Genomic DNA, 21663 nt, shown 5'->3' on the forward strand with positions numbered 1-21663 from the left:
CACCTCACATCGGCATCACCCCGCCGTGGCGATACATAACGGCGCGCACACTAGCGTAGCGCCAGCCAGCCGCCGCAACCGCCCTCGCCACCCAGCCCTGAAAAGCGCCATGGACGAAGCCGAACGACTGCTCGAAATCGAACGACTGCACCTGTTGGATACGCCACCGGAGCCGGTGTTCGATGCCATCGTCGCCGCGGCCCGCGCCGCGACCGGCCTTACCATGGGCCTGATCACCGTGGTGGCCGAAGACCGCCAATGGTTCAAGGCCAACATCGGCCTGGAGGGCGTCAGCGAGACCGCCCGCGAGATTTCCTTCTGCACCCATGCCATACGCCAGGACGAGCTGTTCGAGATTCCCGATGCGCGCCAGGACCCACGCTTTTCCACCAATCCGCTGGTCACCGGTGGGCCGCGCATCCGCCACTACGCCGGCATTCCCCTGGGGTCGACGCACGGCGCACGCATCGGCACGCTGTGCCTGCTCGACCCGATGCCCGGTGTGCTGTCACCCTCCCAGCGTGAACTGATGGTGCATCTGGCTCGGGTCACTACCCAGGTGCTGGAACAGCGCAGCACCCTCATGGCGCAGGTTGGCCAGGCCAAGGCGCTGCATCGCGAGCTGAAACGCAGTGAGGACTTCCTGGAGCGTACCAACCGTGCCGCACGGGTAGGCGGCTGGGAGATGGACCTGCTGACCAACGAGGTGCGCTGGACACGGGAAACCAAGCAGTTGCATGGCGTACGCAGCAACTTCACGCCCACGTTGGAGACCGCACTCTCGTTCTATCGCGAGGACAGCCGCAATATCATCCAGGCGGCGGTACAGCGCTGCATCGACGAGGGGACATCCTGGGAAGTACAGCTGCCGATGACCACGGCCGACGGGCGCGCGATCTGGACCCGGGTGGTCGGCAGCCGGCAACAGGTCGACGGCCATCCGCGCCTGGTCGGGGCGATCCAGGACATCACGGACGAACGAGCCGCGCTCGACGCGCTGGAAGCGAGCGAAACCCGCTACCGTCGGCTGTTCCACTACAGCCTGGGCCTGATCTGCACCCACACGCTGGACGGCACATTGACCTCGGTGAATCCGGCGGCGGTGCAGTCGCTGGGCTTCGAGGAAAGCCAGATGATCGGGCGCAGCCTGTGTGACTTGATGCCGCCGGAAAAACGCGAAGGTTTCAGGGCCTACCTCGCCCGGATCCAGGCAAACCACACCGACGCTGGCGTGATCGAGCTGATTGCCGCCGATGGTACGCGCCACTACTGGGCGTACCACAACGTGCTCGACAACGAAGCCAGCCCGCCCTACGTGCTGGGGCATGCACAGGACGTCACCGCGCTGAGGATGCAGGAGCAGCAGCTGCGCGACATGTCCTTCAAGGATCCGCTCACGCAGTGCTACAACCGGCGTTACCTGCACCGGCTGGATGAACTGATTGACGAGCGCTGGGCCTGCGTGATGTTCGATCTGGACCATTTCAAGCACATCAACGACACCCAGGGCCACCGCCGTGGCGATGCCGTGCTGGTCGAGTTCGCCACCTTCCTGCGCTCGCCGCTGGGCAAGGACGAGACCGTGGTACGGCTGGGTGGCGACGAGTTCATGGTAGTGCTGGTCGCGCCAGCGAATGGCCGCCTGAGCGAACTCGAGCACTGGTACCAGGACCACGCCGCGCTTTCGCCCAGCGCGTTCTCGATGGGTGCGGCCATCAACACGGCCGGTGAGCCCGTGGCCGACACCATCCAGAAGGCGGACAGCCGCCTGTACCGAACCCGCGCGCGCGTGCGTCGGGAGCGACGCGCGCAGAAGGATTAGGACCGCCCGCGGATCGCCACCGCGCGCTGCTCACGCAAGTCGCCTCGATGCACCGGACCGTCGGTCGAGCAGGCCATCAAGCATCAGCAATCGTGGAGAGCGCTTCAGCAGCCGGTCCAGGAAGATGCCGATGCCGGCGCCCCCAACGCTGTACTCATTGCAGACCCGGTGATGTGCCGGGCCCGCGAACGCCACCCCGACGGGCATGGGAACTGCGTGCTGTGCGATCGCCTCGGCGTGATGGAAGGCCGCATTCGCGTAACGCTCATCCCCCAAGACGCAAGCCAGGTCCAGCATGTACTCACCGAATCCGGCATTGCCGCTCTCCTGCCACAACTTGTTGGTCACCCTTGATCGGACCGAATACGCACACTCCAGGGCAATCTCGCGGAAACGCACCTCACCCGTTGCAGCAAAGTGCCGAAGGCAGGCGGTACCGATGCCCGCTGCGCCAAAGCGTGTGTGCGGTGAGTTGCTCGCATTGGCGGGCGCATCCGCCAGATTCTTCCAGAACAGCCGTCCGGCCACACGAATGCCATGGGAAATATCGTAATCCAGCGCCTGCGACGCCGCCTCCAGGAATCGGGCATCGCCGCTGGCCACGCCAAGGTAGCTAAGGAACAGTGCAATCCCGGATTGACCATCACCCAACCCAAGGAAGACCTTGCCCTGCGATGACCAGAATCGACCTTGCGGGGTACGCCGGGAGCTTTCCAGCAGGCCTTCGCCGATGCTGATCGCCGATGACAGGTAAGCGCCATCACCGGTGGCCTGCCAGAAGTGCAGGTCCATCAGGCCCTGTCCGGCCGCACCAAAGTACAGGCTAGGAGTTGCCATTGCGTCGCCCGACTGCGCGACGCCCGCGCGCACCCGCATCGCCGCTTCCCGTCTCCCGGCCTGCAACAGCAGCAGGCTGACCCCGGCTAGTCCGGAGTACAACCCTGGCGGGCACCGCTCACTGACCGCCCTGTCCTGGATCCAGTCAAGAATCGCCGGGTCGAGGTGCCCCTCATGCCGTAGCAGGAACCATGCAGTTCCCGTCGCGCCAAACTGAAGCGAAACCGGATTGGTGAAGAACAGCTGCGGTCCGGCTGGCCAGAGACGATCATCACGCCCGGTGTCGACAACGGAGTGCAGATAGGCCGCGAGCCCTGAAAGGATGTCTTGGAGCGCCCGGCACCCGGAGGGAGCCGGCATCGGCGCGGTCAGCAGCTCCTGGCGGGACGGAAACATCACCCGCCGTGGCGATGGCACTTCAATGTTCCCCAGCGCTTTCAACGCCTTGGCGATGTCCCAGCGCCTGCCTGCATCCTGATCGGTCAACCCGACCACGATATCCCGCAGCGCCTCGGGCAGGCCCAGATCTGCCAGAACCTGAGGTAACTTTCCGTCGACGATCTGCCCACGGGCCAGGTCGAGACCGGAGGCACAGAAGGTGAGCATATCCAGGATCAGCACACCCAGCGCATAGTGATCCTCTTGCACGGTCGGTCGCCGCGACGCACGCTGTTCCGCCGATGCATATCCGGGTGTCCACCCCTTCACCCAGCGGTCGTCAACACCGATTTCATGCGCAAATTCGAGATCGATGAACTTCACCTGCCCGGCGGCGGTGAACATTACGTTACTACGTGTCAGGTCGCGAAGTACGACACCACGTGAATGCACGACGGAGAGCGCCTCTGCAATGCTGACAATCTTCTCCCGGATGCGCCTGAAGCCATCGGCGGCCGTCTGCAGCTCCTCCGAGAAGTAGAAGTCCATTGCGCTGTCCCAGAGTGTCGAAGCCTCCAGCTGTTCCTCGACAAGAAACCAATTGTTCCACTCCTTGAACAGCGCCACGAACTCGGGTACCAAGCCAGTGCCCGACAGCTTCTGCAGAATCCTGGCCTCACGCTGGATACCGCCCACGAGCACATGCGGAGCAAGCGCCTGCATTGAGCCGGCGAAGCCGCGCACCTCGCGGATCACGATTCGCTGGCCTGTATCCATATCCACGCCGTGGTAGACGCCGCCTGTACCATTGAATTTGAGCGCGCCCAGGACCCTGTAGCGCTGGTTGAGCAGTATCTCCGCCGGCTGCGGATCGACCGCAGGACGCTCCAACGGAACCACCGGGTCCGTGCAGCCTGGAGGGAGCCGGAAGTGGGCACCTCGCACGTCGTCGTGCCAAGAGCCGTCCTCCAGCCGGAATCCCTGCTCCCTGTTGCCATAGATGTCGGGTCGGAAGCCCTCCGAGTGGGCACCGTAGCGATAGTAGACAACACTGCTCCCCTTGTACGGGCGATCAGTAAGAATGTGTGGTCCACCGAGGTGCTGCGTACGTACGTGCAGCCGTTCCAGCAGGCTGAGAAACTGGGCCTCGCCTGCCGGATAGAGCGTGATGAACTTTCCAAGCTGGAACCGTGACCATCCCTTTCCCAGCGACATTGCCAGCATGCGCGGATCGGAGCAGAACTTGAACATGGCACCCGCGGCCGCGATCTCTTCGCACGCTACCGCGATGGTCTCTTCGGCGTTCTCCGGGATGCTCGATATGTGGATCTTCCAGCCGTGGGAGCGGCTCTTCCATCCCGGCGGCCGGCAGTGTGTCCAGAACCCACGTGGCTGCAACTGCCAGTCGGCAGGGAGCAGGTTACGAGCAACGGAAGAATACTCATCCGTCGGCCTATAGCGTTCGATGTTCTCGAAATGAACATCATCTAACAACGTATACATCCGTGCCGTCGTGTCGACCATGAACAACTCCCTGTCATCCCGGCCCAAGCTGGGTTGATCCGGAAACATGCGGCTGGCCAGGTACAAATGCGCCGCCAACGCGATGCCGGCGGCGCACGTTAGATCAGCTGCCCGATGCCGTCAAAAAGCGCTCGCCGGCAACAGGACGCGGGATCGATCAGGCTTGATCCATGCCATCTTCGATGCCTGCATCCGAACTGATCAGAGACAGGCAGGCAGTGCAGGTTTCAGAGACATCGAGGCATTCGATTTCAAGGGCCTGCAGGGCAAGTACATTGTTCATTCGTCACTTCCTTATTTAATGGAGATGAACACTGCTGAATACGGTGCAGCAGATCAGCATTTTTTCTCAATATAGCTGCACCGCGCGCCACTTATAATCTCAGCGGGTTTTCGATGTCAAATCGCATTATCAAATTCCGTTTTATCCATCACAGTATGGACCACCCTGCTTTGATTACTCCATTGCAGATGCCGGATCCGGGCCCTGCCGCGCGTTGATCAAGCCCGCACCGCCACCCAAGCCGGCGCGTGGTCGCTGGCCTTTTCCTGCAGCCGCACCCAACGGTCGACGCCCGCATCCTTCAGTCGCTCCGCCAATACGGGATTCAACAGCAGATGATCGATGCGCAGCCCACGGTCGCGCTCGGCGTGCTGGCGGAAATAGTCCCAGAAGGTGTAGATCGTGGCGTCGCCGTGCACCTTCCGCAGCGCATCGGTCCAGCCCTGCGCGAGCAGCCGCTCGAAGGCATCGCGAACCTCGGGCTGGAACAGCGCATCGCGCCGCCAGGCCTTGGGATCATAGACATCGGCGTCTGTGGGAATCACGTTGAAATCGCCCAGCAGCAGCGCCGGGTGCGGCAGCTCGACCAGGCTGCGTGCATGCCGGATCAGGCGTTCCATCCAGCGCAGCTTGTAGTCGAACTTGGGCCCGGGCTGCGGGTTGCCGTTGGGCAGGTAGAGGGCACCCACGATGACGCCGTGCACCGCCGCCTCCAGGTAGCGACTCTGCGTATCCTTGGGTTCGCCCGGCAATCGGCGGCGGCTCTCGACCGGCATGGTCCCCCGGGCCAGCAGCGCCACGCCGTTCCAGCGCGCCTCACCCTGCCAGAGCGCACCGTAGCCGGCCTCTTCCAATGCCGCAGCGGGAAACGCGGCGTCGGTGACCTTCAGCTCCTGCAGGGCAACCACGTCCGGCGATTCCCTGTGCAGCCAGTCCAGCAGCTGCGGCAGGCGCGTGCCGATGCCGTTGACGTTGAACGTCGCAATACGAAGCGTTTTGCGGCGGGGCATGAAGAAAGGTTCCTCGGCGCAGCGGGACGAGCATTCACTCTGCGCGCCCGGGCATGCACGGGCCGTGGATGCCACGTCATGATGCGGTGCCATTCGGTTCACGAACCGCTGCCCCGGCGCGCAGCAGGCTGGTCACCCGTGAACAGTGCCGGAGAAGCCCCATGGCGGTGCGTCCGCTGCGCGCGATCTACCAGGTCGACCCGTATCTGTTCCGCGACAGCCAAGGCCGCGGCTGGGGCACCCTGGATGGCATCACCGAAAAGCTGGACTACCTGCAGTGGCTCGGCATCAGCCATGTGTGGCTGCTGCCGTTCTACTGCAACGCCGGCCGTGATGGCGGCTACGATGTCACCGATCACTACCGCATCGATCCACGCCTGGGCGACGAGACCGCCTTCCAGCGCCTGGTCGATGCGGCCGACGCGCGCGGCATCGGCATCATCGTCGAACTGGTGATGCAGCACACCGCCAGCGCGCACCCGTGGTTCGTCGCCGCACAGCAGGGCGACCCGGCCTGGCGCCGCTGGTACCTGTGGAGCGACCACATGCCTGACGACGGCCTGCAGCCGATGTTCCCGCCGATCGAGGCCTCTGTCTGGACATGGGATGCCACGGCCGGCGCGTTCAACCGGCACATGTTCTACCGGCACGAGCCAGACCTCGACCTGGCCCATGCGCCGGTACGCGAGGAACTGCTGCGGGCAATGACGTTCTGGCTGCAGCGCGGCGTGGCCGGCTTCCGCGTGGACGCCGTTCCGTACATGGTCGAGCGCGCCCGCCACGCCGACCCGCGCGACGGTGGGCTGTGGCTGCTGGAGGCGATGCGCGCCACGGCAGACGCGCAGCAACCAGGGCTGCCACTGATCGGCGAAGCGGATGTCCGCGCGTCCCACTACGGTGACTTCCTGTGCCACGGGCGGCGGCTTTCGCACCTGCTGGATTTCCACCTCAACAATCATTTCTTCCTCGCACTGGCACGTGGCGATGCCAGCGAAGTGGCGCGGGTCATGGCCGAGTACGGCCCGCACGCGCCGCCGGACACACGCATTGCCTGGCTGCGCAACAATGATGAACTGGACCTTGAGCAGTTGGAGCCGGATGAGCGCGAAGCGGTGATGGAACGCTTCGCCCCTGAGCGTGGCATGCGCATCTATGGCCGTGGCATCCGCCGCCGGCTGGCACCGATGCTGGAGGGCGACATCGCATGGCAGGCCATGGCCTGGGCGGCGCTGCTGTCGCTGGGCCAGGTGCCGGTGATCCGCTATGGCGAAGAGATCGGTCTCGGTGATTGTCTGGAGCTGCCCGAACGCAATGCCGTGCGCATGCCGATGCACTGGCATAACGGCCCAGGGGCTGGGTTCACCGACGAACCGCGGCATGCCTGGCGCGCGCCACCGGCAGACGGCCCCTACGGTTACCGCACGGTGAACGTCGAGGCGCAACGCGCGACGCCAGGTTCACTGCTGCTGCGGGTGCGCGAGCTGCTGCAGCAGCGCAATGCACATCCCGTGCTGCAGCAGGGTCCTCACACGCTCGACCCGCCCTCACCTGCGCTGCTGATGCTCCGCTACGGTGAGGCACCCCATCAGGCACTGGCACTGATCAACTTCGGCGACGAGCCGGTCGAGGTGGACGTACCCCTGCGCGGTCCGCTGAACACGCTGGTGGGCCACGGCGCCAAGCTGCAGGGTCGCCGCTGTTACCTGCAGGGCCACGGCTATACGTGGCTGGCTGCCGAAGGTGCCTGAGTGCGCAGCGCGGGCAGCACGTGTTCGGCGAAGTCATCGATGAAGCGTTCCTGCTCGCGGTTCACGTTGTGCAGGTAGATGCGATCGAACCCCAGTCCCTGCAGCTCCTGCAGCCAGGCCCGATGCTGGCCCAGGTCTGCCGAGACATGCACGTGCTGGCGCACCACCTCGGCACTGACCGATCGGGCCTGTGCTTCGAACTGTTCGGGCTGGTCCAGGCCTTCGGCCAGTTCCGGCGGCAGCACGTTGGCGCTCCACTGCTCCATCGCACCTTCCAGCGCCGCCTGTTCGGCACGCGCGTAGGAGAGCTTGGCCTGCAGGTACATCGGCTTACCCCTGCCACCGCCGTCCTCGAACGCCGCAACCACACGCCGCAACTGCGCCAGCGGTTGGCTGATGGTGATCAGGCCATCGGCCCAGCGCCCCATCCAGCGTGCGGTTTCCTCGGTGACGGCCGCCCCCAGCAGCGGCAGGGGAAGCGCCGGTCGGCTGTACAGGCGTGCCTTGCGCACCTGGAAGCCACCGTCGTGGTCGACCTGCTCGCCACCCCACAGCCGCCGCATCACCTCGGCCGCATCGCGCAGTGCCTTCTGCCGCTCCCGCTTGGCTGGCCACGGCTGGCCGGTGATGCGCTCGTTCAGGGCCTCGCCGGTACCCAGCGCCAGCCAGATCCGGCCCGGCGCCAACTGCTCCAGAGTCGCCGCTGCCTGCGCCACCAATGCCGGGTGCTGGCGCAGCATCGGGCAGGTCACCATGCCCAGGGTCAGCGCGCTCTGCACCGCCAGCGCGCCGGCCCACACCCAGCTGTGGCCGGACTGCCCTTGCGCAGTCGTCCATGGGTGGAAATGGTCCGAGCACATCACGGCCTCGAATCCCGCCTGTTCGGCGCGCAGCGCCAGACCCAGCAAGGTGGCGGGCGGGAACTGCTCATGCGATGCGTGGTAGCCGATGGTCATCACGGATTCCGTGCGGGGACTGGACACGATGGCAACACCCCTCCAGCTAAAACGGCGTCATGGAAACGAACGCTTCCTGCATCGGGCATCGACGCTGGGCTATCGCCGAGGGCTACATTCCAGCCTGGAGCAACGGCCCGTCACCGGAGATGCAGAGTCACGAAACCTGCTGCGTACTCAATGCCGGCGACGAGCCCGCGCATGTCACGCTGACCCTCTACTTCGAAGACCGTGATCCGGTGGGCCCCTACCGGGTCACCGTGCCGGCGCGACGCACCTGTCACCTGCGCTTCAACGACCTGCAGGATCCGGCGCCGGTGCCGCGCGGCACCGGCTTTGCCACCCTCGTTGAATCCGACCAGCCGATCATCGTCCAGCACACGCGGCTGGATTCACGGCAACCGGCCAACAGCATCATGACCACGATCGCCCATCCGTTGTGAAGTCTTCCGCGCAGGCGTCCACGCTGCAACGACACCGCGCCCTCCGGCCGTTTACCCGCATGGAGGGAGACTGGCACCGGTTTCCTTCCGGAGAGTGACGATGGCCCTGCCCGACTACCCACGCCCGCCCTTCCCCGCCCAACAGCAATCCTTCCCCGGCAAGACCGCGCAGATGCAGCCGCGGCCGGACCACGGCGAGAACAGCTACCGCGGCCATGGCTTGCTGCAGGGCAAGAAGGCACTGATCACCGGCGGTGACAGCGGCATCGGCGCAGCCGTGGCCATCGCCTTTGCGCGCGAAGGCGCCGACGTTGCCATCGCGTTCCTCGACGGTGAGCAGGACGATGCCCGCCATGTGCAGCAGCAGATCGAACAGGCCGGGCGCAAAGCCGTGCTGGTGCCGTGTGACATCAGCGACCCGGCACAGGCGCGCTCGCTCGTGGACCGCGTGGCCAGCGAACTGGACGGCCTCGACATCCTGGTCAACAACGCGGCCTACCAGCGCTACTACGAGCACTTCGACGACATCACCCTGGATGACTGGAAGCGGACGTTCGATACCAATGTCCATGCCGTGTTCAATCTGACCCGGTTGTGCGTCCCGCACCTGCGCGGTGGCGGCGCGATCATCAACACCGCATCGGTCAATTCCAAGCGACCGACCCCGAACATCCTTCCGTACTCCGCGACCAAGGGCGCGGTGGCCAACCTGACGCTGGGGCTGGCGGGCCTGCTGGCCGAGCACCAGATCCGCGTCAATGCGGTGCTGCCCGGCCCGATCTGGACGCCGTTCATTCCGGCAGGCATGGCCGCCGAGGAGGTCGAGCAGTTCGGCTCGCAGACGCCGTTCGGCCGCCCCGGCCAGCCAGCCGAACTGGCATCGGCCTATGTGATGCTGGTTTCGGACAGCGCCAGTTATACCTCTGGTGCACTGCTGACCATTTCTGGCGGCGCGGCGACGCTGTAGCCTCCATGACCGGATTGCCTGCCTGGATCGAGGACTGGCTGACCGTGGTTGTGCCGGTGGCCGAGGTGCTGGCCATCCTCGGCGTCGCGTGGGTGATGGTGCGTGCGCTGGCGTGGCTGCTGGTGCAGGCCCGGCAGCGCGGCAGGCTGGCTCCAGAGCTTCATGTGGGCCTGCGTCGCGGCGGTGCCTTGCTGCTGTATCTGGCGGCCGCGCTGCTGATACTGGAGCGGTTGGGCGTTTCGCGCTCGGTGCTGTGGACCGCGCTGACCGGGTTCATGGCCGTCGGCGCGGTGGCGTTCTTTGCCGCGTGGAGCGTGTTGTCCAACCTGTTCTGTTCGTTCCTGATCGTCGCCACGCGCCCGTTCCGCATCAATGACACCATCGAAGTGCTGGAAAGCGTGGACAAACCGGGCCTGTGCGGCCAGGTGGTGGACATCAACCTGATCTACACCACGCTGAGTGATCGTGGCGAAGGCGGGCGCGGTTGCCTGCTGCGCGTGCCCAACTCGTTGTTCTTCCAGCGCATCACCCGGCACTGGGGCGACAGCGGCTATGCGCAGCTGCCAGGAAGCGTGGCGATCAAAGGCAAGGCGCGCTGAGTCGCTGTAGCGCCGAGTCCATGCTCGGCTCGCTGCGCGCGGCGCAGGGCGCATCGCGGTCTGAACGGAGAGCAGCCGAGCGTGGGTTCGGCTTTACACGTGCCATAGCAGGCGAGCCTACTCCGCCGCCAATGCCTGGATCGGGTCCAGCTGCGCGGCATTGCGGGCCGGGAAGTAGCCGAAACCCAGCCCGATTGCAGACGAACATGCCAGCGCGGCGAGCACCGGCCCAGGCGTGAACAGGAACGGCACGCCCAGTGACAGCAGACTGGACAAGGCGCCGACGCCCAACGCGGACAATACGCCCAGCACCCCACCGAACAGGCAGATCAGCACGGCCTCGATCAGGAACTGGCGCAGGATGTCGCCCTGCCGGGCCCCCACTGCCAGCCGCACACCGATCTCGCGCACGCGCTCCTTCACCGACACCAGCATGATGTTCATCACGCCCACGCCACCGACCACCAGCGCCACCGCCGCAATCGCCGAGACCAGCGCCGCCATGGTCTGGCTGGACTTCATCACCGCCTTGCGGATCTGGTCCGAGTTGTAGATGAAGAAATCGCGGCGCCCATGCAGCCGCTGCAGTTCCGCACCCAGCGAGGCCTCAGCTGCACGGGTTGATACGTCATCGCGCACGCGTACGGTGATGCTCTCCAGCCGCTGGCTGCCAAGCAGGCGCGAGGCCGCCGAGGTGTAAGGCACGTAGACCGTGGGCGTCGCGCCGCCTGCGAATGCACTGGCACCCACCACCCCGATCACGTCCACCGGCATGCCGCCCAGCAGCACCGTGCCGCCGATCGGATTGCCGTTGAACAATGCCTTGGCCGCCTTCTGGTCGAGCACGGCCACCGCGCGATGGGCATCCACCTCGGCATCGGTGAAGAACCGGCCCGCCTTCAGGCGCAGCCCGCGCACGCGGGGTAGATCAGCGCCCACGCCAAGCACCTGTGTGTTGGCGCGCCGGTTGCCCTGCAGAGCGGCCACCGAGCTGCTCAGGTTGGGGCTTACGCTGTCTACGTAACTCAATGCGGCCAGGTGATCGGCATCGCCCACGACCAGCGTTTCAATCTCGGCCGAGCGCGGGTCGCCGAAATCCGTACCCGGGAAGATCTCCAGCGTACTGGCACCCAGTTCGTTGATCTGTGACTCGACCTGCGCCTGTGCGCCCTTGCCCAACGCAACCACGGTCACCACCGCAGCCACGCCGATGATGATGCCCAGCATGGTCAGCAAGGTGCGCAGGCGATGGGCCAGCATCGAACGTACCGCCATCCGTGCAGCTTCCCTGGTCGCATCCAGGCGCGCGCGGCGCTCGGCGCCCGGTTCCGTGCTGCGCTCGGGCCCGACGGCTTTGCGTGCAACCGCGGGATCACCCGTACCATGGTCGGATACGACCCGGCCGTCTGCGATCTCGATCACGCGTGAAGCGTGCGCGGCAATCGCCGCATCATGGGTCACCAGGATCACGGTATGGCCCTGCGCATGCAGGCGCTTGAGTTCGGCCATCACCTGCCTGCCGCTGGCATGATCCAGCGCACCGGTCGGCTCGTCGGCCAGCACGATGGCGCCGCCGTTCATCAGCGAACGCGCAATGGAAACGCGCTGCTGCTGGCCGCCGGACAGCTGGCTGGGCCGGTTCGCGGTCCGCTCGCCCAGGCCAAGCGTTTCCAGCAGCAGGCGGGCACGCGTGGTGCGCGCATCGGCCTCCACCCCGGCATAGACGGCGGGCAAGGCCACGTTCTCGGTGGCGCTCAGGTTCTCCATCAGGTTGTAGCGCTGGAAGATGAAACCGAAATGCTCGCGACGCAGGTGCGCCAGTTCATCGGGCGACATCTGCTCGGTTGCGGCGCCGTGCACGCGGTAGCTGCCTTCGGTTGGCCGGTCCAGGCAGCCCAGGATGTTCATCAGCGTGGATTTTCCCGAACCGGACGGGCCGATGATGGCGATGAACTCGCCCGCCGCGATGCGCAGCGACACGTCCTTCAACACCACCACCTCGCCCGCGGCCGAGCGGTAGGCGCGCGATACGCCATGCAGTTCCAGCAGCGCGTCGGCCATGCTCACATCCCCAGCAGGCTGGTGGGCTCGGCTTCCGCGCCACTGGGCGCCTGCCCGACCACCACGTTCTCGCCTGCCTTGAGGCCGGACAGGATCTGCACCGCAGTAGCGGTGCGCAGGCCGGTCGTCACCGCGCGCTCGCGGGCACGGCCCTTGGCGTCGATCACCTGTACGGTCGCGCGGTTGCCCGCCTTGTCATCGCTCTCGGACACTGCTGTCAACGGCACCTGCAGCGCGTTGGCGGCGCGCGCCAGCTGGATCGTCACCTTCACCGTCATCGACGGCTTCAGTTTCAGGCCCGGATTGGGTACGTCAAACAGCCCGGCGTAGTACACCGCCTTCGGCGTCTGCGCCGATCCACCGGTGTTGCCGGTGGCCACATCGGCAATCGACGATGGCGCAGGTTCAAGCTGCTGCAGATGCGATTCGTAGCGGCGTCCGCCCGGCCCCAGCGTAGAGAACCACAGGGGTTGGCCAGGCGCGATCAGCTCCACGTCGGCCTCCGCGATCTCGGTGCGAACCGTCATCGTGTCCATCTGTGCCAGCATTACGATGGTCGGCGTGGTCTGCATCGAGTTCAGCGTCTGCCCGGCCTTGGTGACGATGGCCACGATGTAGCCGTCGGAAGGTGAGACGATGCGGGTGTAGCCCAGGTTGATCCGCGCCGTTTCCACCTGGGTCAGCGCCTGCTCGATCTGGGCCTGCAGCGCGGCGACGTCAGAGCGCGCCGCTTCGCGCGCCACCCGCGCGGACTCGAAACCTTCCTGCGAAACCAGCCGCGACGCCACCAGCTGCGACTGGCGCTCATGCACGCGGATGGCCTGGGCGTAGCGCGCCTGGCTGGCGGCATGCTGGGCACGCAGCGCATTGGCAGCCGCTTCGGCGCTGCGCAGGGCGATGCGCTGCGGCTGCGAATCCACTTCGGCAATCAGATCACCAGCGTGCACACGCTGGCCCAGCACCACATGCAGGCGCTTGACCTGGCCCGATACCTGCGCACCCACCGCCACCAGTTCCTTGGGGTTGACCCGGCCAACGGCCTGCACGGTCTTTTCCAGGTCCGCCACCCTTGCCGCGGCCGTGATCAGCGCGGCATCATCACTTTCGGCAAACAGCCACCAGCCGGTGCCGCCCGCAAGAAGCGCAACGATTGCGGCAATGATCCAGGTCCTGCGGTTGTTCATCGGAAGGCTCGCATGCACGCAGCCACCGGATGTGACCGCAGAACCCGCAGTCTGGGAGGTGGTGGTGGATGTTTCTTGGAGCCACTGTGGAGATTGCATGGAGGCCGCACATCCGTTCAGGCACGGCGTCCGCTCCTGAACGGCACGGATCGCGTCCATGAAATCTCGACACAATCTCGACCAAGTCTCCATCAACGGCCCCTAGCCTTGTCGGCCTCGCCGACTGCGTTCCCGCCGTGTACCTCCCGTTTCCTGACCTGCCTCCCATCGATGTCCGCCGCGCCTACCTCGCCTGGTGCGCGCCTTCGCCGTGGCTGCTTGCACTGGTAATGGCGTCGACCAGCGCCTGGATGCTTGCCAGCGCGAACCCGGCGCCGCCCCTGCTCGCGGGCGCCGGTGCCGCCGCGCTTGTGTGCTTCCGCAGCGAAGGCCCCGCCCATTCGGCGCGCACGGGCACCCTGGCGTCGCTGGTGCTGATCGGCTTCGCGGCCTGGTCCGCCTCCAGCGCTGGCCTGAGTCTCATGCCTGCAGGGATAGCAGCGGTCCTGGTGGCTGCGTTGCTTGCCCTGCGCCTGTGGGCCCTGGTCCGCATGGCCCGCCGCTTGCAGGACCGGGTGGACGCAACGGGCATGCAATCACGGTGGAGCAAGCTGCCTGCGGCCGTATCGACCCTGCTCGCACAGCACCTGCGCGGGACCGCAACGCTGGCGCCCGCCCTGCAGCACACGCTGGTGCTGGCCACCCTCGCCTGGGCCGCCCACGAAGAGGCGCAGACCCTGGAACGGCCACGATGACACCGTCGGCGGCGTTTCCCATTCCTCACGTGAAACCGCAGCATGCAATGAAATCCGATGCCCGCACGCGCCAGGCGCCCCTGGTGCTGATTGCCGAGGATGAAGGCGAAATTGCTGACATTCTCGGCGCCTACCTGGCCCGCTCCGGGTTGCGCAGCGCCCGCGCCGCCGATGGCGAAGCCGCCCTCGCCAGCCACCGCCAGCTGCGCCCCGACCTGGTGCTGCTGGACGTGCAGATGCCGAAGTTGGATGGCTGGCAGGTCCTGAGTGAGCTGCGCCGGCGCGGCAACACCCCGGTGATCATGCTCACCGCACTGGACCAGGACGTGGACAAGCTCACCGGCCTGCGCGTCGGCGCCGACGACTATGTGGCCAAGCCGTTCAATCCGGCCGAGATCGTCGCCCGCATCCAGGCGGTGCTGCGCCGTAGCGCGAAGCCCATGGCAGAAGAACCCAACGGGCTGATCCGGCAGGGCCCGTTCGAGATCGACCTGCGCAGCCATGAGGTCACCGTGCGCACCGATGACCATGTGCACGCTTTGAATTTCACACTCACCGAGTTCCGTCTGCTGGTGCACATGGCGCGCGCACCGCGCATGGTGCACAGCCGGCTGGATCTTCTCCAGACCTGCCTGCCGGAAGGCGATGCGCAGGAGCGCACCGTGGACAGCCACGTCAGCAAGCTGCGCCGCAAGCTGGAGGACGTCGGCGTCATCGGCATTCCCGCCACCATCCGCGGTGTCGGCTACCGCTTCCTGGACTGAACCGATGAACCCCAAAGGCAAGAGCATCGGGCGCCAGATCACGCTGTCCATCACGGTCGCGTCGCTGTGTTCAACCGTACTGTCGATCAGTGGTTTCTACCTGTTCTATTACCTGATGGAGGTGTTCTATCCACGCTGGTATGACGAGCCGGAAACCATCATGCCGTCAGGGCTGGAGTGGCTGTGGATCGGCCTTACCGCCACTGTGGTGGTGGCACTGGCCACGTTGATCGCCTCGCGCCTGACCCGGCGCATCATCACCCCGCTCAACTCAGTGGCCGAAAGCCTGCGTCGCGTCGCCAGCGGTGATCTTGAGGCGCGTGCGCGCGGCGGCGACACCTCGATGACCGAGGCCGCCACACTGGTCAGCGACTTCAACTCAATGGCCGAGCGGCTCAGCCGGATGTCCGAGAACCGCGTGTTCTGGAATGCAGCGATCGCACACGAACTGCGCACGCCGATGACCATCCTGCGCGGCCGCCTGCAGGGCATCGCCGAAGGCGTGTTCGAGCCCGGGCCGGAGCAGTTCAACAGCATGCTCACCCAGCTGGAGGGCCTGACCCGCATCATCGAAGACCTGCGCGTGGTCAGCCTTGCCGAAAGCGGTCACCTGGATCTGCGCCTGCAGCGCAGCGATGTCAGCGTGCAGGTAGCGGCGGTGGTCGAAGCGATGTCCGAGGCGTTGACCGAAAGTGGTTTCTCGATGACCTTGGACGCACGGCCGTCGCTTGCCGACTGCGATCCGGCACGCATCCGCCAGGCGGTGCTGGCACTGCTGGAGAATGCGCGGCGCCATGCCATCCCCTGCCCACTGCGGGTCCGTGTCACGCTGGCCGAAGGCCATTGCACCGTGACCGTTGAGGATGGTGGCCCCGGTGTGCCGGACGACCTTCGCGACAGCATTTTCGAAGCCTTCCAGCGCACCGATGTGTCGCGCTCGCGACAAAGTGGTGGTTCCGGGCTTGGCCTGGCGGTGGTGCGCGCGATTGCCGTGGCCCATCACGGAACGGCGCGATGCAGGGCGACCGAACGCGGTGGTAGCGCGTTCGAGATCCGCTGGCCGGTGCACGCGCGTCGTTGAGGGCCATTGTTGCCCTGGAATGCCCGAAATGCCGGAACTGCCTGGGTAGAGTCGACTGTCAGGCGACTTGCGCGCGAAAGCGCGGGTTCTTCCAACAGTTCGCAAAGAGCAGTCGACCAACAGTCGACTCTACCCCCGACCCACCCAGGGATCCCATGAAACACCCCCATGATCCAGCGGCCGCCGCCGGCAGCATCGGCCAGCAGAATGCGGCCGCCACCCTGAAGGCCATCCTGCGCACCTACCCCTGGCAGCTCACCGGCACGTTCTCGCTGGTCGCACTGGAGAACGCACTGCTGCTGGCCTATCCGCTGTTCGCCGGCTTCGCGGTAGACGCGATCATCAGCGGCAACATCGGCCATGCCATCTCCTACGCCGGCGTGGTGCTGCTGTTCTGGTTGGTCGGTGCCGCCCGCCGCGCGGTCGATACCCGGACGTTCACCCGCATCTATGCCGATCTGGCAGTGAGCGTGGTGCAGGCGCAGCGCCGCCTGGGCCAGGCCACCTCCACTTCGGCGGCCCGCGTCGTTCTGGCCCGCGAGTTCGTCGACTTCTTCGAAAAGCACGTGCCGATCATCGCCACCGCACTGGTATCCATGTTTGGCGCTGCGGTCATGCTGCTCGCAATTGAACCGCTGGTCGGTGGTGCCGCCCTCCTTTCGCCGGCAGCCTGGACGATGCACCATCGATGGTGGATCAGCTCGCGCGGCTGAAGGACATCGGCCGGCGAGTCAGCCCCGGCATGGACGATGCGGACCACAAGGACGCCGCTTGACCGGTAGATCCCCACCTTGGTGGGCACCGATGAAAGCCCGCGCCAACCAAGGTTGGCGACTACCGGGCGCGATGGGTACCCATGCGCCGCTTGGTGCTACAGGAACCCCGCCATGCGCTGCAGCTCGTCGTCCAGCGCACCACGAAATACCTTGTCGCGGGCCAGCGACTTGCCGGCATAGCCCACGTTCGACACCAACTCACCTTCGCGCATGCTCAGGTTGGCCCAGCCCACCACCTGGTCGTGCCACAACACCGGCAGTGCGTAGTAGCCATACTGGCGCTTCGGTGCAGGCGTGTACGCCTCGAACTTGTACACCCAATCCCACAGCAACTCGAAACGGCGGCGGTCCCACACCACCGGATCGAACGGCGCCAGCAGGCGCACCTGTTCGTCCGGCGCATGGCGGCGCGAGCGCGGATTTTCGTCCGCCGGCCAGTACCAGGTGGTGCCCTCCAACGTGCAGCTGGCCAGCTGCTGCTTGGCCAGTGCCAATGCCTTGCGGGTCTGCTCGGCCAGGTGCGGAGCGCCATAGCCCAGCAGGCGCACCACATAGGTCAGGCTGGCCGAAGGCAGCGGTGCGTACTTGCGCACCACCAGATCGATCAGGGCGGCAGCACGTTCGATCTGCGCCTGTTCGCTGGAATCGGGCTCGGCATGATCGGCCACCGCGTAGATGCGCGTACCGCTATCGCGCCGTTGCACGCGCAGCAGGCCGCGGTAGTGCATGCCGTCCAGCAGATGGGTACTGGCATTGCTGGTGCCGCCCCAGTAGTTGGTCACCCGCCCATGCGCGAACGCCTGGTCGACCTCGCGTGGGTGCACGCTGCCACGCTCGCGCACGAAGGCCAGCACGTCGGCCGCACGGCGATGGGTCTCGGCGTCCCACTCGCGTTTGGAGACACGCGGGTGCATCAGTGCCAGATGCTCGCGCGGCAGGAACCCGTAGTTCACCAGGCAATCCTCTTCCACCGGCAGACGCGTGTAGCGCCGCTCAAGATCGCCTGCGCGGTAATCCTTCACGCGGTGGCGCAGAGTCAGGTCCTGCGCGCGTGCGGGTGCGCGGATCGGGTCGGCCTGCACGAAGCCCAGCCGCCGGATCGCGGTCAGCAGCGTGGTCGGCTTGAACAGGGTGCGCGCCACCGCGTAGCGGCGAAGGTCATCGAGAGTAGGCGTGGCAGGCATGGCCGCATTGTAGATCCACGCCATCCGTAGATGGGGCCGTGGCGAACCGTGCAACGGCACCCACGCATGGCGTGGATCTACCGAAGCCGCGATACCTCCAGCGAACCGATCACCAACGCCCGCATGCCCTGCTTGAACTCGGTGATCACCTGCCCCTCCTCGTCGTCCGCAATCGCATAGATCGTGTCGGCGCCAGCGATGCAGTAGAAGGCGATCGTGGCCAGCAGCCAGCGCGCCTTGTCCACCGGCAGTCCGAACACCTCGGCCACGTGCGCCTGGTGCGATGCGATCTTTTCCAGCATCGGCGCGGTCGCCACCGTGCGCCGAAGCAGGTAGGGCGGTAGCCCGGGATGCGCCTTCACCACTTCGCACAGCGACTCCACGAACCCCATCAGATAGGCCTCCAGCCCACCCGGTGCGTCGACCGACGCGCGCGGAATCTGCCAGCGCTGGAACACCGCCTCCGCCACCAGGCGCTTCAACGCCTCCAGGTTGGCCACGCGCTTGTACAGCGCCGCCTGGGTCACCGCCAGTTCGGCGGCCACGTTGGCCATGGTCAGGTTGGGCAGGCCCAGACGGATGCCGATGTCGGCCAGGCGCTCCGGGGTGATGGTGGGCGGGCGGCCACGGCTCGGCGCCGTTGGATCGGGGTGCGTGCTCATACGGTGCCTGCTCTTACGGTGCGCGTCCATACCCTGCTGAGGGTGCCAGTAAAGGGACCCTCTTGTCCGCTTCGATTGATTTAGTTTAACTTACTCAACTAATTCGGAAGGCGTCCAGCACGCTGCCCGTGATCGAGCCCATGGCTCACCTCCCGCCAGGTCCCCACCCAGCCAACAACCCTGCGCTGCGCCCTCTCCCCGTGCTTGCCGTCGGCAGCGCGCCAGGCGCGCTCGCGCCTGCGATTCACAGGACTCTGGCATGACCGTTTACAACTTCACTTCTGCACAACATGGTGCTGCCGCCGCATCCTCCGGCCTTACGCATCCGCCGGGCATGCCCCTGCGCTACCCGATGTCCGCCCTCGCGCTGGGGCTGCTGGCCTCGTTTGCCGCGCTGGCCGACACCGCACCGTCCACCCTGCCCTCGGTGCAGGTGCAGGAACAGCGCCGGGTCACTGCGGACTATGCGGGCGGGCAAGTGGCCGCCGGCAGCCGCGTCGGCCTGCTCGGCGACAAGGATTTCATGGACACGCCGTTCAATACGGTCAGCTACACAGAGTCGTTCATCCGCGACCGCCAGGCCAAGGACCTGACCGACGTCATTGCCGCCACCGACCCCACGGTGTTCAGCAACGGCGTCACCGGTGCGTGGAGCGAGAACTACGCGATCCGAGGCTTTGCCTCCAACACCAGCGACACCACCTTCAATGGCCTCAGCGGCATGGCGCCGTACTACCGCACCTCGCCGGAAATGTTCGAGCGCATCGAAGTGCTGAAGGGACCGTCTGCGCTGCTCAACGGCATGCCGCCGGGCGGTTCGGTCGGTGGCAGCGTCAACCTGGTCCCCAAGCGTGCGGGCGAGCAGCCATTGCTGCGGGTCAGTGCCAATTTCGCCTCCGATGCGCAGTCCGGCACCCACGTGGATGTCGGCCGTCGCCTCGGCGCCGACAAGCAGTTCGGCATCCGCTTCAACGGTGCGTACCGTGATGGCGAAGGCGCGGTGGGCAAGCAGCGCAAGAAGGTACAGCTCGGGTCGCTGGCACTGGACTGGCGCGGCGAACGTGCGCGGCTGTCGGCCGATCTGTACAGTGCCGATGACCGTGTTGACGGCCCGGCCCGTGGCGTCGGCCTGGCACCGGGCGTGGCCATTCCGCGGCCACCGCGTGGCGATACGCTGATCAACCCGGACTGGGCCTACGTGGACAGCCAGGACAAGGGCGCGATGCTGCGCGGCGAGCTGGATATCAACGATAGCCTGATGGCCTACCTCGCCTACGGCACCAGCAAGACCGACTACCGCTACAACGGTTCGATCAGCGCGCAGATCCTCAATCCGGCCGGCGACTTCACCACGGTGATCGGCCAGCTCGCCTTCGACATCAGGAAGCAATCCGGAGATGCCGGCCTGCGCGGCTCGTTCCGCACCGGCAGCGTCGGCCACCAGTGGGCCGCCAACGTGACCCACTACCAGCACACCCAGAACGACTACGGCCGCCGCAGCGTGCCGGGCTGGGACTGGACCACCAATCTGTACAACCCGGTGTGGGGCCCTGCGGCACCGTTCATGGCACCGCACATCTCGCATACCGAGCTGACGCTGGACAGCCTCGGCTTCGCCGACACCCTGTCCTTCGGCGATGACCGCGTGCAGTTGACGCTGGGCGTGCGTCGCCAGCAGGTGGTCAGCGAGACCTTCAGCGTCGCTACCGGTGCGCGCACCTCGCGCTACGACGAGAGCGCCACCACGCCGGCAGCGGCGCTGCTGGTGAAGACCACCGACACGGTCTCCCTCTACACCAACTACATTGAAGGCCTCAGCCAGGGCGCCACCGCGCCGATGACCGCTGCCAATGCCGGCGATGTGTTCGCACCGTTCCGCACCAAGCAGAAAGAGCTGGGCCTGAAGCTGGACCTGGGCAGCTTCGCGCACACCTTCAGCGTGTACGAGATCAAGCGACCGAGCAGCTACACCGACCCGGTCACGAATATCTTCTCGTTTGGCGGCGAGCAACGTAATCGCGGCGTGGAATGGGGCTTCTTCGGCGCCCCGCTGGATGGCGTGCGCCTGCTCGGTGGCGTGGCGTACGTGCAGCCGAAGCTGACCCGCACGGCCGGTGGCGTGAATGAAGGCCGCATCGCCACGGCCGTAGCGCAACGGCAGGCCAAGCTGGGCGTGGAATGGGATGTGCCGACCTTGCAGGGCCTGACCTTGACCGGCAATGCCACGGCGATGTCGAAGCAGTACATCAGTGCCGACAATAGCCTGTCGGTGCCGGGGCGTACGTTGTTCGATGTCGGGGCGCGCTACAGCACCACCGTGGCGGGTCGACCGCTTGCGCTGCGCGCCAGCGTGAACAACGTGACCAACAAGGCGTACTGGGGCATGCCGTTGCTTTCAAGCCTGGCGCTGGGTGCACCGAGGACGGTGTTGCTCTCTGCGACGATGGACTTCTGAGCCGGGCGACAAACTGTCAACGGGATCCACGCATGGCGTGGATCTGCCGGAAACTGTAGAGCCAGGCCATGCCTGGCTGGGTTCCATGGTGATCCGCCAAACGCATCCACGCCTGGCGTGGATCTACCGACACAA

At 66.0% G+C, this 21663-nt stretch carries 17 protein-coding genes and 1 pseudogene; 10 read left to right on the forward strand and 8 right to left on the reverse strand.

The features are described 5' to 3' along the window. The first annotated feature begins 109 nt into the window (after positions 1-109). On the forward strand, positions 110-1822 hold the full coding sequence (locus AC5P5X_RS15145) for a sensor domain-containing diguanylate cyclase (protein ID WP_043033382.1): 1713 nt from the start codon (positions 110-112) through the stop codon (positions 1820-1822). Between the two features lie 30 nt (positions 1823-1852). Here the strand turns inward: AC5P5X_RS15145 and AC5P5X_RS15150 are convergent, their stop codons facing one another. The 3 genes from AC5P5X_RS15150 to xth form a co-directional block, all read right to left on the reverse strand. After that, on the reverse strand, positions 1853-4561 hold the full coding sequence (locus AC5P5X_RS15150; protein WP_164094156.1) for a class III lanthionine synthetase LanKC N-terminal domain-containing protein: 2709 nt from the start codon (positions 4559-4561) through the stop codon (positions 1853-1855). A gap of 157 nt (positions 4562-4718) precedes the next feature. Further along, on the reverse strand, positions 4719-4844 hold the full coding sequence (locus tag AC5P5X_RS15155) for a hypothetical protein (protein WP_254913561.1): 126 nt from the start codon (positions 4842-4844) through the stop codon (positions 4719-4721). Positions 4845-5062: 218 nt separating this feature from the next. After that, a complete protein-coding gene (gene xth, locus AC5P5X_RS15160) occupies positions 5063-5854 on the reverse strand; it encodes an exodeoxyribonuclease III (RefSeq protein WP_043033379.1) in 792 nt (263 codons plus the stop codon). Between the two features lie 161 nt (positions 5855-6015). Between xth and AC5P5X_RS15165 the strand changes: the two genes are divergently transcribed. Further along, positions 6016-7602 carry an alpha-amylase family protein gene (locus AC5P5X_RS15165; RefSeq protein WP_111189734.1) on the forward strand — a complete coding sequence of 529 codons (1587 nt, stop codon included), beginning with the start codon at positions 6016-6018 and terminating at the stop codon, positions 7600-7602. Here the strand turns inward: AC5P5X_RS15165 and AC5P5X_RS15170 are convergent. After that, positions 7572-8558, reverse strand: a complete 987-nt coding sequence (locus AC5P5X_RS15170) for a TIGR03885 family FMN-dependent LLM class oxidoreductase (RefSeq protein ID WP_099484651.1) — start codon at positions 8556-8558, stop codon at positions 7572-7574. The genes AC5P5X_RS15165 and AC5P5X_RS15170 overlap by 31 nt on opposite strands. Positions 8559-8617: 59 nt before the next feature. On the opposite strand from AC5P5X_RS15170, the gene AC5P5X_RS15175 reads away from it, so the two are divergent. From AC5P5X_RS15175 to AC5P5X_RS15185, 3 genes are all read left to right on the forward strand, one after another. Further along, a complete protein-coding gene (locus AC5P5X_RS15175; protein ID WP_005409793.1) occupies positions 8618-9001 on the forward strand; it encodes a sensory rhodopsin transducer in 384 nt (127 codons plus the stop codon). Between the two features lie 100 nt (positions 9002-9101). Then, positions 9102-9968, forward strand: a complete 867-nt coding sequence (locus AC5P5X_RS15180) for a glucose 1-dehydrogenase (protein ID WP_043033376.1) — start codon at positions 9102-9104, stop codon at positions 9966-9968. A gap of 5 nt (positions 9969-9973) precedes the next feature. Then, complete coding sequence (locus tag AC5P5X_RS15185; protein ID WP_043033375.1) at positions 9974-10567, forward strand: mechanosensitive ion channel domain-containing protein; 594 nt, start codon at positions 9974-9976, stop codon at positions 10565-10567. 117 nt (positions 10568-10684) lie between these two features. Here AC5P5X_RS15185 and AC5P5X_RS15190 read toward each other — a convergent pair whose 3' ends face one another. Together AC5P5X_RS15190 and AC5P5X_RS15195 are read right to left on the reverse strand one after the other, a co-directional pair. Next, complete coding sequence (locus tag AC5P5X_RS15190) at positions 10685-12628, reverse strand: MacB family efflux pump subunit (protein ID WP_111189733.1); 1944 nt, start codon at positions 12626-12628, stop codon at positions 10685-10687. 2 nt (positions 12629-12630) lie between these two features. Continuing rightward, the gene (locus AC5P5X_RS15195; RefSeq protein WP_049460139.1) at positions 12631-13812 is read right to left on the reverse strand and encodes an efflux RND transporter periplasmic adaptor subunit; all 1182 of its coding nucleotides are present in this window, start codon (positions 13810-13812) and stop codon (positions 12631-12633) included. 329 nt (positions 13813-14141) lie between these two features. Here AC5P5X_RS15195 and AC5P5X_RS15200 point away from each other — a divergent pair, with 329 nt between their 5' ends. From AC5P5X_RS15200 to AC5P5X_RS15215, 4 genes and pseudogenes are all read left to right on the forward strand, one after another. Then, complete coding sequence (locus AC5P5X_RS15200) at positions 14142-14606, forward strand: hypothetical protein (protein WP_049460140.1); 465 nt, start codon at positions 14142-14144, stop codon at positions 14604-14606. A gap of 47 nt (positions 14607-14653) precedes the next feature. Continuing rightward, a complete protein-coding gene (locus tag AC5P5X_RS15205) occupies positions 14654-15370 on the forward strand; it encodes a response regulator (RefSeq protein ID WP_049460141.1) in 717 nt (238 codons plus the stop codon). 4 nt (positions 15371-15374) lie between these two features. Further along, complete coding sequence (locus AC5P5X_RS15210; RefSeq protein WP_062607160.1) at positions 15375-16451, forward strand: ATP-binding protein; 1077 nt, start codon at positions 15375-15377, stop codon at positions 16449-16451. A gap of 155 nt (positions 16452-16606) precedes the next feature. Then, positions 16607-17226: pseudogene (locus AC5P5X_RS15215) on the forward strand (ABC transporter six-transmembrane domain-containing protein). A 96-nt stretch (positions 17227-17322) separates the two neighbouring features. On the opposite strand, the gene AC5P5X_RS15220 reads toward AC5P5X_RS15215, so the two are convergent. Together AC5P5X_RS15220 and AC5P5X_RS15225 are read right to left on the reverse strand one after the other, a co-directional pair. Continuing rightward, positions 17323-18435, reverse strand: coding sequence for a DNA glycosylase AlkZ-like family protein (locus AC5P5X_RS15220; protein WP_495216009.1), 1113 nt, complete (start codon positions 18433-18435; stop codon positions 17323-17325). Between the two features lie 53 nt (positions 18436-18488). After that, positions 18489-19073 carry a TetR/AcrR family transcriptional regulator gene (locus AC5P5X_RS15225; RefSeq protein WP_043033369.1) on the reverse strand — a complete coding sequence of 195 codons (585 nt, stop codon included), beginning with the start codon at positions 19071-19073 and terminating at the stop codon, positions 18489-18491. 259 nt (positions 19074-19332) lie between these two features. Between AC5P5X_RS15225 and AC5P5X_RS15230 the strand changes: the two genes are divergently transcribed. Beyond that, the gene (locus tag AC5P5X_RS15230) at positions 19333-21528 is read left to right on the forward strand and encodes a TonB-dependent receptor (RefSeq protein WP_111189732.1); all 2196 of its coding nucleotides are present in this window, start codon (positions 19333-19335) and stop codon (positions 21526-21528) included. The last annotated feature ends 135 nt before the right edge of the window (positions 21529-21663 follow it).

The sequence above is a fragment of the Stenotrophomonas sp. YJH_SMC_91 genome (assembly GCF_059368495.1).

Coding starts and splice junctions, on each gene's coding strand:
- xth (WP_043033379.1), bottom strand. CDS start 5,854: ATGCCCCGCCGCAAAACGCTTCGTATTGCGACGTTCAACGTCAACGGC.
- AC5P5X_RS15200 (WP_049460140.1), top strand. CDS start 14,142: ATGGCGTCGACCAGCGCCTGGATGCTTGCCAGCGCGAACCCGGCGCCG.
- AC5P5X_RS15145 (WP_043033382.1), top strand. CDS start 110: ATGGACGAAGCCGAACGACTGCTCGAAATCGAACGACTGCACCTGTTG.
- AC5P5X_RS15210 (WP_062607160.1), top strand. CDS start 15,375: ATGAACCCCAAAGGCAAGAGCATCGGGCGCCAGATCACGCTGTCCATC.
- AC5P5X_RS15190 (WP_111189733.1), bottom strand. CDS start 12,628: ATGGCCGACGCGCTGCTGGAACTGCATGGCGTATCGCGCGCCTACCGC.
- AC5P5X_RS15220 (WP_495216009.1), bottom strand. CDS start 18,435: ATGGCGTGGATCTACAATGCGGCCATGCCTGCCACGCCTACTCTCGAT.
- AC5P5X_RS15155 (WP_254913561.1), bottom strand. CDS start 4,844: ATGAACAATGTACTTGCCCTGCAGGCCCTTGAAATCGAATGCCTCGAT.
- AC5P5X_RS15170 (WP_099484651.1), bottom strand. CDS start 8,558: ATGACCATCGGCTACCACGCATCGCATGAGCAGTTCCCGCCCGCCACC.
- AC5P5X_RS15230 (WP_111189732.1), top strand. CDS start 19,333: ATGACCGTTTACAACTTCACTTCTGCACAACATGGTGCTGCCGCCGCA.
- AC5P5X_RS15150 (WP_164094156.1), bottom strand. CDS start 4,561: ATGGTCGACACGACGGCACGGATGTATACGTTGTTAGATGATGTTCAT.
- AC5P5X_RS15225 (WP_043033369.1), bottom strand. CDS start 19,073: ATGAGCACGCACCCCGATCCAACGGCGCCGAGCCGTGGCCGCCCGCCC.
- AC5P5X_RS15175 (WP_005409793.1), top strand. CDS start 8,618: ATGGAAACGAACGCTTCCTGCATCGGGCATCGACGCTGGGCTATCGCC.
- AC5P5X_RS15185 (WP_043033375.1), top strand. CDS start 9,974: ATGACCGGATTGCCTGCCTGGATCGAGGACTGGCTGACCGTGGTTGTG.
- AC5P5X_RS15195 (WP_049460139.1), bottom strand. CDS start 13,812: ATGAACAACCGCAGGACCTGGATCATTGCCGCAATCGTTGCGCTTCTT.
- AC5P5X_RS15165 (WP_111189734.1), top strand. CDS start 6,016: ATGGCGGTGCGTCCGCTGCGCGCGATCTACCAGGTCGACCCGTATCTG.
- AC5P5X_RS15205 (WP_049460141.1), top strand. CDS start 14,654: ATGAAATCCGATGCCCGCACGCGCCAGGCGCCCCTGGTGCTGATTGCC.
- AC5P5X_RS15180 (WP_043033376.1), top strand. CDS start 9,102: ATGGCCCTGCCCGACTACCCACGCCCGCCCTTCCCCGCCCAACAGCAA.